This window comes from Lactiplantibacillus plajomi (assembly GCF_005405405.1).
GTDB lineage: Bacteria > Bacillota > Bacilli > Lactobacillales > Lactobacillaceae > Lactiplantibacillus > Lactiplantibacillus plajomi.
Map to the genome: position 1 here is coordinate 49,695 of NZ_BJDZ01000002.1, position 12,281 is coordinate 61,975.

Sequence of the window (12,281 nt, forward strand, 5' to 3'; positions counted from 1 at the left end):
AGTTATTTTTTGCTTAACTTTTGTTGCCACTTATATAACTGGTTCATCACGTCCATCGGGGTCATCGCCATTAAATTCAAGTTCCGTAACTGTTGCAACACGGCCGTTTCCTTCTTGTCGGCCTGTGCCGGTTCGGCAAACAACGATAACTGTTCGTCCACGTCGCTAGCTGCCGGCTCCGGTTCAGCGGGCGTTGGCTCAGCCACCGTTGGCGCAACCGGTTCGGTGTCCGTAACGGGCACTTGCGGCGTAGCGGTCGTCGTAACCGTACTGGTTTGACTTTCCAGGCTCGTCAAAATTTGGTCAGCCCGTTTCAACAATTCACTAGGCATGCCCGCTAACTTAGCAACGTGCACCCCGTAGGACTTATCAGCCGCCCCCGCCTCAACTTTATGCAGGAACACCAGCTCACCGTTTTGCTCGGTCGCCCCCACGTGGACGTTGCGCAATCCCGTCAATTCCTGGTCCAAGGCCGTTAGTTCGTGATAGTGGGTCGAAAACAGCGTCTTAGCGTGAATGTGGTTATGCACAAATTCAATAATGGCTTGGGCCAACGCCATCCCGTCATAGGTGGCGGTGCCACGGCCAATTTCATCGAAGAGCACTAGGCTGTTAGCCGTTGCGTGCTGCAACGCGTTATTGGCCTCCTGCATTTCGACCATGAAGGTACTTTGGCCGGAAATTAAATCGTCGGTCGCCCCGATTCGGGTGAAAATCTGGTCAAAAATCGGTAACTTGGCCCGTTTAGCGGGTACAAAGCAGCCCATCTGCGCCATGATCACGGTCAACGCTAATTGCCGCATATAGGTGCTTTTCCCGGACATGTTCGGCCCGGTAATCAACATGACCGTCTGCTCGGGGGCCATCACAACGTCATTGGGGACGTAGGTCTGATTGCCCATTACCTTTTCAACGACCGGGTGGCGGCCGGCCTCAATGTTCAAATCATGCGACTTCGTCAAGGTTGGCCGGACAAATTGATAATCTTCACTCACGACCGCAAAACTTTGGAGCACATCAATGGCGGCAATTGCCTTAGCTAACGTTTGTAGCCGTTTAATGGCCCCCTTAACACTTTCACGGACCTTTGCGAATAACTGATACTCCAACTGGGTAGAATGGCTCTCAGCCTCTAATATCAACGCCTCGTGCGATTTGAGTTCTGGGGTGCTAAAACGTTCCGCGTTCGTTAACGTCTGCTTGCGTTCGTAGCGGTCCGCCGGTAGTTGCGCCAAATTGGCCTTGGTGACTTCGATGTAGTAGCCGAAGACCCGGTTAAACCCAATCTTAAGGTTCTTAATACCGGTCACTTGCCGTTCCTTGGCTTCCAACTCAGCAATCCACTTTTTCCCGTTATTCATCGCGTCACGGTACTTATCCAGCTGGGCATCGTAGCCGTCCTTAATGACCCCGCCATCCGTCACCGATAACGGCGGTTCTTCCATGATGGCTTGGTCGATCAAATCAGCAACGTCGCTGACCGGATCCAATTGGCGCACTTCGGCATCAAACACCTTGACGTCCAGTTCTGATAAGATATAACGAATCTTCGGAACTTGGCGCAATGACGTTTTCAGTTGGATCAAGTCGCGGCCGTTGACGCTGCCAAAGGCAACCCGGCCGGCTAACCGTTCCAAATCGTAAACTTTAACCAATTCTTCTTGGAGGTTGCGGCGTTCAAAGTAGTGGTCAAGCAAGGCCGCCACCTTACTTTGCCGGGTTTCGATGTCCTGTTTCACAATCAGCGGCCGGTCCAGCCACTGTTTGAGTAGCCGGCCACCCATCGCCGTTTTAGTTTCATCTAACAGCCATAACAAGGTCCCCTGTTTCTTACCAGTGCGAATGGACTTCATCAATTCCAAATTATACTTAGAATTATGGTCCAACTTTAAAAAGTACGACGGTTCGTAGGCGACCGCCTTTTGCAAGTGCGCCAAGCTACGTTTTTGCGTCACGGTAATGTACATCAACAGGCGCTCGACCGCTTGCTTCTGTAGCTCAACCGTTAAATCCTGGGTCAAATAGCTTAACTCGGCTTGGGCTTCGACTTGGTTTTGTTCGGATACCAAAATTCCGAGCGCCTTAATTTGTTGCCGCAGCTGATCGGCGACCGAATCATCGACGACGGTTTCCTTCGTCTGTAGGCTGGTCAACTCGTTAATTAGCGCATCACTAGTCGTCAACACACTGGTCTTGAGTTCCCCCGTCGATAAGTCGGCGTAGGCGAACCCCAGCTGCTTACCTTGTTGAATTAGCGCCGTCAAATAGTTATTCGACTTAGCCTGCTCCGCACCGTGCTCCAAGGTCGTCCCGGGCGTCACCAACTGGATAACTTCACGCTTGACCATCCCCTTGGCTAGCTTCGGGTCCTCCATCTGCTCACAAATGGCGACCTTGTAACCCTTATCGACCAAAATATCAATGTAGTTCTGTGCGGCCCGGTGCGGGACCCCGCACATCGGAATCGGGTTTTCCGCCGAATGGTTCCGGGTCGTCAGCGTCAGTTCCAAGAGTTGGGCACCCTTGATGGCATCATCAAAAAACATCTCGTAAAAGTCACCGAGGCGATAAAATAAAAACGCGTCGGGATATTGATTTTTAACGGCAAAGTACTGGCGCATCATTGGCGTATCTTTGGTTTTTTGTGGCACTAGTTGTTCCTACTTTCTATCACAAAACTTAATCTTCAAAATACGGGTGGTCCGGATTGATCAAAATCCGTTGAATCTTGGTCGCGTGACCGTTGCGGTGATCCACGTCGATCACGCACCCGGAAACCACTGTCGGACTGTCTTCTTGGACGTTAAAACGGGTCGGCATCTGTTCTAAAAAGCGCTGAATGACGTTCTCACGGGTCATGCCTAAAATGCCATTATAGGGCCCGGTAAAGCCAACGTCACTTAAAAAGGCCGTGCCTTCTGGTAGCACCCGTTCATCACTGGTCTGGACGTGGGTGTGGGTGCCGACTACGGCGCTGACTTGCCCGTCTAGGTACCAGGCCATGGCTTCCTTCTCACTGGTCGTCTCGGCGTGAAAATCAATAAAAATGTTCGGGGTCGTTTCCCGGAGTTCTTGCACCAACGGTTCCACGGTCGTAAACGGGTTGGCTAGGTTCTGGCCCATAAAGACGTTCCCCTGTAAATTAATAATGGCTAATTTAACCCCGTTGACGTTCACGAGCGTATATCCCTGACCAGGCGTGGTTGCCGGTGGAAAGTTCAACGGCCGGACCAGTTTCTTCGCGTCGGCAATGAAGTCGAATAACTCGTTGTTGTCCCAAGTATGGTTGCCCATCGTGATGACGTCCGCCCCAGCACTCAAGAAGTCCTTATAGACGGCTTCGCTGATTCCGCGCCCGCGGGTGGCGTTTTCACCGTTAACGATCGTGACTTGCGGCTTATAACGCCGCTTTAATTTAGGTAAGTACGTGGCAATCGCGGTTTGACCGACGTTCCCCATGACATCCCCGATAAATAGAATTCGCATAAATTGCTCCCTTGTTTTAACGTTATACCCATTATTTTAGCATTATTTACCACTAAAAACCGGCTGGGATTTTTGTGACCGGCTCAAAAAAATAAGCCTGAGAATTATTCTCAGACTTACTAATTTACTTCGCGTAGTCAACCGCTCGAATTTCCCGAATGACGGTCACCTTAATGTGACCAGGGTATTCGAGTTCATTTTCAATTTGCTTTTTGATGTCGTGGGCCAAAACGGTTGCTTGTAAATCAGAAATTTCGTTTGGTTTCACGATCACCCGAATTTCACGACCAGCCTGGATAGCGTAACTCTTCTTGACGCCCGCTTCCTGGTTGGCAATCGCTTCAAGTTTTTCAAGTCGATGAATGTAATTTTCCAGCGACTCGCTTCGAGCCCCCGGCCGCGCCGCGGAAATTGAATCCGCAGTCGCAACTAGGACGGCAATAATCGATTTCGATTCAACGTCACCGTGGTGCGACGCAATCGTATTGATTACAACTGGACTTTCTTTGTACTTCGTTGTTAATTCCACGCCAATTTCAACGTGGGAACCTTCGACCTCGTGATCGACGGCCTTACCAATATCGTGTAATAATCCTGCGCGTTTCGCGAGTGTAACATCTTCACCAAGTTCGGCGGCCAAAACGCCCGTCAACTTCGCAACTTCAATTGAGTGATTTAACACATTTTGACCATAACTGGTCCGGTAGTTCAACCGGCCAATCAGCTTGATCAAGTCCGGGTGCATCCCGTGGAGTCCAAGGTCAAAGACGGCTTGTTCACCCGTTTCACGGATCTTCGTATCCATTTCTTTACGGGCTTTTTCAACCATTTCTTCAATCCGGGCGGGATGAATCCGACCATCCTGAATCAGTTTTTCCAAAGCAATCTTAGCGATTTCACGACGAATCGGGTCAAAACCACTTAGAACGACGGCTTCCGGCGTATCATCAATAATTAAATCAATCCCGGTCAACGTTTCTAACGTCCTAATATTTCGACCTTCCCGACCGATAATCCGGCCCTTCATATCATCGTTCGGTAACGAAACGACCGAAACCGTCGTTTCAGAAACCATATCGGCGGCACTCTGCTGGATTGCTTGGACAATTAAGTTCTTAGCTTCCTTTTCAGATTGCGCTTTCACTTCGTCCGTATTTTCTTTAATCATTACGGCCCGTTCATGCGTTAATTGTTCTCGCGTTTGGGTTAAAATCTGGTCACGGGCTTGTTCTTGCGATAAAGCCGCGACCTTTTCTAACTCAGCTTGACGTTGCGTGATTAGTGAAGCTGCACTTTGTTGCTGTTGTTCAACACGTTTCTGTTCGTTGGCAATCTTTTCTTCCTTCTTGCCTAACGCGTCTTCGCGTTTTTCAAAAGTATTTTCCTTATGATCTAAAGTTTCTTCGCGTTGAAGTAGCCGGTCTTCCTGCTTTTGCACTTCGTTACGTCGTTGCTTCAATTCATTTTCCACTTCGGTTCGGTAACGGTGACTCTCATCCTTAGATTCAAGAACTTTTTCTTTCTTATAAGTCTCCGCTGACCGGTGGGCCTCAGCAATAATACCTTCGGCAGTGTTCTTGGCGACGTCCAACTGTTTTTCGTGGACGTTCTTACGAACATAGTAACCAATCCCATAACCGACAACAATTGCGATGACTGCGAGGATTATACCGAAAACATTCATGTTTCCACCTCCGCATCACCAAAATCCAGTTAACATAAAATCAACTACAAATTTTCAGATGTTAAATTTTTGATTATTTACACACTTGTTATTCTAATGTTTGCAGCCGAGAGTGTCAACTTAAAGTCCCATGTGGAAACCGCCCGCTTCGCGTTATTTCGCCGGTTATTAACTAAAAAACCACCGTTACGACGTTCATCATAACGGTGGTTGAATTTTTATATCAGTTGCACGTAGCTGGCCGCTAAAGCGGTACGTTCAGCCTAATCTTTTTGGTCATCACCCAAGTCCAAAGCCGTTGGGTCGGCCTTTTCAGCGTCGTCTTCAGCTTCCTCGTCTTTCGGATCCATCCCGTAAGCGTCACGGACCTTTTGGCGAATTTCGGCCATGATGTCCGGATGATCTGCCAGGTATTTCTTAGCGTTTTCACGCCCCTGACCGATACGATCCTCACCATAGGAATACCAAGAACCGCTCTTCTTAACGATGTCCTTATCCGCAGCCATGTCGACAATTTCACCGGTTTGGGAAATCCCCTGACCATACATGATATCAACTTCGGCGCGCTTAAATGGCGGCGCAACCTTGTTCTTGACCACTTTAATCCGGACCCGGTTCCCGATAATATCGGTACCGTCCTTAATTTGTTCCGCCCGCCGAACTTCCAAACGAATGGTTGCGTAGAACTTCAAGGCGCGCCCACCAGGGGTCGTTTCGGGGTTCCCGAACATAACGCCGACCTTTTCACGAATTTGGTTAATAAATAACGCGATGGTCTTCGTCTTATTCAACGTACCGGAAAGTTTCCGCAACGCTTGTGACATTAACCGGGCTTGCAGCCCAACGTGGGCGTCACCCATTTCACCTTCAATTTCGGCACGGGGCACCAACGCGGCCACCGAGTCAACAACTAGGATATCAACCGCACCACTTGAAACCAGGGCGTCCGCAATTTCCAGTCCCTGTTCACCAGTATCCGGTTGTGATAACAACAAGTCATCGATATTAACGCCTAAATGTTCCGCGTATACCGGATCCAGTGCGTTTTCAGCGTCAATGTAAGCGGCCGTCCCGCCCTGCTTTTGAACTTCCGCAACGGCGTGTAGTGCCACGGTCGTTTTCCCAGAACTTTCAGGACCATAAATTTCCACGATCCGGCCGCGGGGGTACCCACCGACACCTAACGCATCGTCTAAGGCTAACGACCCACTCGAAACGGTGGAGATTTGGGTATTCGCCGCATCCCCCATCCGCATAATGGAGCCCTTACCAAAGTTTTTTTCAATCTTTTTTAAGGCAGCGTCGAGCGCTGCTTGCCGTGCATCAGCCAAATTAGTTCCTCCTTTGGTGCTCGTTTTCACTCTTAATATCATAGCGGTTCACTACTCGAATTGCAAGCAAAAAGCGAACAAAAGTTCGTATTATTTTGGTAACCGACCGTCAGCCCGCATTGCACGCCGGATCATGTCTAACCCGGCCATCACACTCCGTTGGCGAACCTTCTGGCGGTCACCGGCAAAGTTGAATTGGTGCGCCTGGGTGGCCTGCCCTGGGTACGCTAGCCCGATCCAAACCGTCCCCGCTGGCTGGCCCTCTAAATCGTCTGGACCGGCAACGCCGGTGAAGCTGACCGCCACGTCGGTTGCCAGCTGCTCACGGGCACCGTCCGCCATCGCAATGGCGGTGGCTTCCGAGACCACCCCGTCCTGGTCAATGGTCTGTTGCGGAACGTTCACCAATTGGTGCTTAGCCGCGTTGGCGTAAGTTACGAAGCCGCCCGGAAAAATGGCTGAAACGCCCGGAACGCCACCAATCGTACTCTGAAATTCACCCGCCGTTAAACTTTCAGCGGCGGTTAAACTCAACTTGCCCGCAATCATCGCGTTGATGACCACCTGCGCCAACGAATTATCGTCGCCATAACCGTAGAAGTAGTCGCCGACCTTGGCCCGAATCTTAGTTTCCACGTCGTCTAACGCCCGGGTAGCGGCTTCTTGCGTATCGGCCTGGGCACTGATTCGCAGTGTGACCTCGTTGGTCTTCGCGTACGGTGCGATCGTCACGTTACCTTGTTGATCGATCAACGTTTGTAAGTCGGTCACCAGCCGTGACTCACCGATGCCAAAGAACCGTAGGACCCGCGAATAAATCTGGGCTTGTTGCCCGTAGGCGGCCTGCAACTTCGGCTTAGCTTCGGTATCGAACATCATCGTCATTTCACGCGGTGGTCCCGGCAGTAACAAAAAGTCGGCGGAATCCGGTGACTGATAAAAGGCGCCGACTGCCATCCCGTTATGGTTGGTCAGCGGAGTCGCCCCCTTGGGATACAGTGCCTGAATCCGGTTATTGGCCGTCATCGTCTTACCGGTCCGTTCAAAGTACTGGTCAATGACGGCCATCGCCGCGGCGTCTTCGACCAGCGGCACGTTTAAATAGTGCGCCAACGTTTGCTTAGTTAAATCATCCTTAGTGGGACCGAGCCCGCCGGATAAAATCACGAGGTCGTTGCGGCGAGCGGCGATTTCAATCGCGTCAGCTAACCGTTTGGGATTATCCCCCACGACCGTCTGGTAGTAACTATCGATGCCTAATTCTGCTAACCCACGTGCGATGTGGGTCGTATTCGTATTCGTAATTTGGCCCAAGAGAATCTCGGTACCAACCGCAATAATCTCTGCTTGCATGCTATTAAAGTTCCTCCTCATTGGCTCGCGGCAACGGCCGGTTCACAACCAGCCGCCCTGACGAGTCCCAACACTTAGTATATACGAAATTATTTTCAGCGCCCATCAAAAAGGTTGCGGTAAAGAACACAAAAAGGCCGTGACTTTGGTCACAGCCTTGGGTCTTCGTCTGATAAAAAATGAAACGTGTCGTTCTTAAACTGAATTATTTAAACCCGTCCGAAAAAACGTCGCGGTTTTGAACGAAGTAGTCAATCCCGGAGTAAATAACGAAGAACAGGCAGATGTAGAGCATGATCAACGCAAACGGCACGTTGATTGCTGCAAACAAGACGTTGTTCAATAACAAGAAGATAATGGCGATCATTTGGGTCGTCGTCTTAATCTTCCCGGGCATGGCAGCCGCCATCACCTGTCCGTTATTTTCCACAATTAGCAGCCGTAAGCCGGTCACCGCCAGCTCACGGCACATAATAATGGCCACGACCCAGTCCGGCGCGGCGTTCATCCGCACCAAGATAATGAAGGCCGTCATGACCAACATCTTATCCGCCAACGGGTCAGCAAACTTACCAAAGTTGGTCACCAAGTGTTGTGAACGTGCGATTTTTCCGTCCGCTAAGTCGGTCAAGGAGGCGACCGTAAAAATAATGGCCGCAACTAGTTGGGTCACCGGAATCGTCGTCCCCGCCCACACGACCTGGCCCCATGACAGTGGTAAGACCATCACCAGGATAAATACGGGAATCAAAATAATCCGAAATACAGTTAATTTATTAGGTAAATTCAAAAGCCTACTCCTCCGAACCGTCTATTTAATGGTCAGCGTAATCGTCCGGACCTGCGACGTCGAATTCTTCGGGTTGAAGTTGAACGTCTTGCCGTTGATCGTAACCGACGTTGCAGTCGCGTTCCCAAACTGGAACTTAACGGTGGCCGCGTTACTTGGTAAGGTCAACTCGTGGGACCCGTTGGCAGTCAAAGTTCCCTGCCAAGTTTGACTGCCGTCGGTCGTAACCGATGTCCAGGCCGCCTTGGTCGACTTGATCACGACTTTATTCTTATCGGTACCGTTCGTCAAAGTATAGGCCGTATCACTATCGCCATCCGCTTTAATCGTTTGCTTCTTGGTACCCTTTTTAGCGCTAGTTGAAGCCGCTTTTTTAGAACTAGCCTTCGAACGCGCGGAACTGGACGACTGCTTTGAGCTGGATACTTCTACCGAGGTACTCGACGTGGCGGTTGCCGACGAAGAATTCGTATGCGTCCGGACCGCCATTAGCCAGATGAATAGCAGGATAATCACCACAATCGCGGTGACGATGATTGTTGGTAAATAATTTCGAACCTTACCGGCCGCAGTTGTCGGCTGTTCACGACTCGCACTGCGGGTCGGCTGAACGTCATCAACGTTTTGTACGTAAGCCTCCGCGTGCGTTTCCGGTAATTCATCGTGATATTCTTCCAGCAAGGCGTTACCATCTAAATCAACGGTATCCGCGTACTGTTTAACGAACGCGCGGACGTAGAAATCGCCCGGCAACTCGTCGAATTTTTCGTCTTCAATCGCAATTAAATAACGTTTTTGGATTTTGGTGATTTGTTGTAAATCATCAATGGTTAACCCTTTGGCGATCCGGGCGGCTTTTAAGCGTGCCCCGATTGCACCTTTTTCTTCACTATTCTCACTCATTGACCTTTTCTCCACCCTAAGTCTAGTTTCGTAATCTTACGCATCTTAGTATAGCACAGCCATTTATCGAAACGGGTGCCGTGCAACTAACTTTCAGCTTTCTTTAACTCTTCGTGTTGTGGTCGAATCTGGTACTCACTGATCGCCTGGGACTGCAAAAGCTGGTCGGCAACGGCGGCAACGTCTGCCAAGGTCAACTGCTGAATAATACCCGGTTCGTCAAATAAAGTGACCGAACCAAATAAGCGTTGGTCGTAGCGGTTCGCAATGCCTTCAAGTGAATTAGACATAAAGACGACCCGACCGATCATTTCCTTCTTCACTAACTCTAAGAGGGCGTCTTGACCGTCAAGGCTCGCGTGCCAGTTTTCCAACACGTCAATAATGGCCGCGTCAAACTGTGCCGGATCATCGCTCTCCCCACTAAAGGTCAGAAAGTTAAAGCCGGACTGTAATTCAAAGTCGTAGCCGAACGTATCATCGATAACGCCCTGGTCGTAAAGCCGTAAGTAGTTCGCCGAGGTGTCGCCAAAAAGCATTTCCAGCAAGACGTTCACGGTCGCCCGGTACTTCAAGGCTTCCGTACCGGCCTTGATTGGCGTTAACCCCTTTACGCCGACAATCGACTTAGCACGGCTGACCGGCATTTCAATTGAGCGGTACGGCATAATATCGTGGCCGTCTTCGACCGTCGCTGGGATTTTGCGCTCAATCGGTTGAAAATCTGCGAAGGTCTTTGCCGCCTGGTTTTCGGTGATCCAGGCTAAAACTTCGTCCGGATCAAGCTTACCAACGACAAATAGCGTCATGTTTTCCGGGTGATAGAACGTCCGGTACGCTGCGTAAAGGTCGTCGGCCGTAATTTTAGCAATCGAATCGGTCGTGCCGGCAATGTCGTATTGTAACGGGTGGTTCGGGTAAAGGTTACCGATCATTCCAAAATAGAGTCGCCAGCTCGGATCATCGTTATACATTTCGATTTCCTGACCGATGATTCCCTTTTCCTTATCGACCGTTTCCGGTGTGAAATACGGGTCCTGGACAAAGTCCAATAACGTCGTCAGGTTATCCTTCAAGCGCCGAGTCGCTGAGAACAAGTAACTCGTCTTCGTAAAGCTCGTAAAGGCGTTGGCACTAGCCCCGTACTCGCCAAAAGTTTGAAACGCATCGTGATCCGCTTTTTCAAACATTTTATGTTCCAAAAAGTGGGCGATTCCGTCCGGGTAGCGGTGTAATTCGTCACCGCCAGCCGGAACAAAGGTGTTGTCAATCGACCCGTAATTGGTCGTAAAGGTCGCGTAAGTTTTATGAAACCCGGCCTTTGGCAACAACGAAACGGTCAGACCGTTCGCCAGCTTGGCCTGGTAAAGGGTTTCGTTAAATTGATCGTATTTTTTTATTTGCATGTTTGCGCCCCACTCAAAAAGAATCCGTTGTTCAGGGTCACCAGCTTAGCCACCGCCATGATCTGCTCACGGGTGACCGCCTGCACGTTTGCTAACCACTCGTCATCGCTGACCGGCTGCTGCGTCAAATCATCGATTAAAGCTTGAATGGCAAACGTCCGTTGACTATCTAAACTGGACTCGAAATCGTTGATCAGCCCCAACTTTAATTGGGCAACGAGGTCGTCACTAAAGTCACCACGTTGAATGGCGGTTAACTGCTCACCGATAATTTTAACCACCTGATCGTAGTTGGCACTATCGATCCCGGCCGATACCTTAAGGACCCCCCTAAACGTGTCCAGCGCGCTGCTGGCGTAGTAAGCCAGGCTTGCCTTTTCGCGGACATTCATGAAGAGCTTCGATAATGGTGAACCGCCGAACAATTCGTTAAAAACGAGCGCGGCGTAGTAGTGCTCCCCGCGGTAAAAGACCGGTAAATCATAGCCTAAGTTCAACTTGGCCTGACTCAGCGTCTGGTATTCGGTCTGTTCAACAAAGTGCTGATTATTATGGTGATGGTAAAACGGGCGTGGGCGCGGCGTCAATCGGTCACTGAAGCCGACTGCCCGCCACTGATCCGCCACGGCCTGTTCATCCACGTCGCCGACCACGATGATGTCAATCTGATCATCAGCCAACACGGACTGGTAATACGTCCATAAATCGCGGGCGTTGAGGTCGTCTAAATCAGCAGCCGTCCCAAAACTAGGAATTTGTTGGGCCGGATCGCCCTGGAACAGGGCCACGTTCAGCTGTTGGGCCGCGTAATACTGCTTATCATCGGCCACCGACTGAATCGCGGCTTTCAAGTTGAGCACTTGGCGGTCAAAAGTTGCTTGGTCGAACTGGTGGTCACACCCTAACGGCTTAAAAATAATTGATTGTAAAAATTGAATGGCTTGCTGGGTCAACGGCTGGTCACTGGCTAAAAAGCGTTCGTTGGCCACCGTTAACGCGAGCCGTAAGTTATGCGTCGGTCCCTTGCGACTAACGCCAGCCCCAAAGGCCGCCCCGTACATTTTGGCCAGCGCATTGGCCAGCGCGCGTTGATCCGGGTACGCTTCGGAACTTGTTTCTAATAAATTGGACAGTAATGCCCGTTTCGTCACGTCTTCGCGCCGTAGTGGTGCCCGAAAATTGACGATAATTTGATTGGTTTTAAATTGACGACTCGGAACCGTCGTTAATTGAACCCCATTTGCTAACTGAGTTTGCAACCTGTTTCCTCCTTGCATATGTAATAAATAATAAGCGAAAGCCTAGTTTGGCGCAACTTTCCGTCTTAG

The 12,281-nt window shown here is 50.3% G+C and carries 9 protein-coding genes; all 9 read right to left on the minus strand.

Annotated features, from left to right (window positions below; translation table 11 throughout):
* Nucleotides 1–2 precede the first annotated feature (2 nt).
* The 9 genes from mutS to yfmF all read right to left on the minus strand — a co-directional run bounded on the left by mutS (nt 3) and on the right by yfmF (nt 12,212).
* Nucleotides 3–2,651 (minus strand): DNA mismatch repair protein MutS, encoded by a 2,649-nt coding sequence (mutS, locus tag FFM82_RS00975; RefSeq protein ID WP_137643999.1) that lies wholly within the window; start codon nt 2,649–2,651, stop codon nt 3–5.
* 28 nt (nt 2,652–2,679) lie between these two features.
* A complete protein-coding gene (locus FFM82_RS00980) occupies nt 2,680–3,486 on the minus strand; it encodes a TIGR00282 family metallophosphoesterase (RefSeq protein ID WP_137644000.1) in 807 nt (268 codons plus the stop codon).
* A 124-nt stretch (nt 3,487–3,610) separates the two neighbouring features.
* Nucleotides 3,611–5,170 carry a ribonuclease Y gene (rny, locus tag FFM82_RS00985; protein ID WP_137644001.1) on the minus strand — a complete coding sequence of 520 codons (1,560 nt, stop codon included), beginning with the start codon at nt 5,168–5,170 and terminating at the stop codon, nt 3,611–3,613.
* A gap of 263 nt (nt 5,171–5,433) precedes the next feature.
* Nucleotides 5,434–6,501, minus strand: a complete 1,068-nt coding sequence (gene recA / locus FFM82_RS00990) for a recombinase RecA (protein WP_137644002.1) — start codon at nt 6,499–6,501, stop codon at nt 5,434–5,436.
* A 90-nt stretch (nt 6,502–6,591) separates the two neighbouring features.
* The gene (locus FFM82_RS00995; RefSeq protein ID WP_137644003.1) at nt 6,592–7,854 is read right to left on the minus strand and encodes a competence/damage-inducible protein A; all 1,263 of its coding nucleotides are present in this window, start codon (nt 7,852–7,854) and stop codon (nt 6,592–6,594) included.
* Between the two features lie 205 nt (nt 7,855–8,059).
* Nucleotides 8,060–8,644 carry a CDP-diacylglycerol--glycerol-3-phosphate 3-phosphatidyltransferase gene (gene pgsA, locus FFM82_RS01000; protein WP_137644004.1) on the minus strand — a complete coding sequence of 195 codons (585 nt, stop codon included), beginning with the start codon at nt 8,642–8,644 and terminating at the stop codon, nt 8,060–8,062.
* A gap of 21 nt (nt 8,645–8,665) precedes the next feature.
* Nucleotides 8,666–9,547 carry a helix-turn-helix domain-containing protein gene (locus FFM82_RS01005; protein ID WP_137644005.1) on the minus strand — a complete coding sequence of 294 codons (882 nt, stop codon included), beginning with the start codon at nt 9,545–9,547 and terminating at the stop codon, nt 8,666–8,668.
* An 86-nt stretch (nt 9,548–9,633) separates the two neighbouring features.
* Entirely contained in the window at nt 9,634–10,953 is a 1,320-nt protein-coding gene (gene yfmH, locus FFM82_RS01010; RefSeq protein ID WP_137644006.1) for an EF-P 5-aminopentanol modification-associated protein YfmH, read from the minus strand.
* Nucleotides 10,944–12,212, minus strand: a complete 1,269-nt coding sequence (gene yfmF / locus FFM82_RS01015) for an EF-P 5-aminopentanol modification-associated protein YfmF (protein ID WP_225425570.1) — start codon at nt 12,210–12,212, stop codon at nt 10,944–10,946. The genes yfmH and yfmF overlap by 10 nt, the downstream gene beginning before the upstream one ends.
* Nucleotides 12,213–12,281: the final 69 nt, after the last annotated feature.

Bases quoted from the DNA above. Each gene is read 5' to 3' on its own strand.
- FFM82_RS00980 (WP_137644000.1), bottom strand. From the start codon at position 3,486: ATGCGAATTCTATTTATCGGGGATGTCATGGGGAACGTCGGTCAAACC.
- FFM82_RS01005 (WP_137644005.1), bottom strand. From the start codon at position 9,547: ATGAGTGAGAATAGTGAAGAAAAAGGTGCAATCGGGGCACGCTTAAAA.
- yfmH (WP_137644006.1), bottom strand. From the start codon at position 10,953: ATGCAAATAAAAAAATACGATCAATTTAACGAAACCCTTTACCAGGCC.
- FFM82_RS00995 (WP_137644003.1), bottom strand. From the start codon at position 7,854: ATGCAAGCAGAGATTATTGCGGTTGGTACCGAGATTCTCTTGGGCCAA.
- rny (WP_137644001.1), bottom strand. From the start codon at position 5,170: ATGAATGTTTTCGGTATAATCCTCGCAGTCATCGCAATTGTTGTCGGT.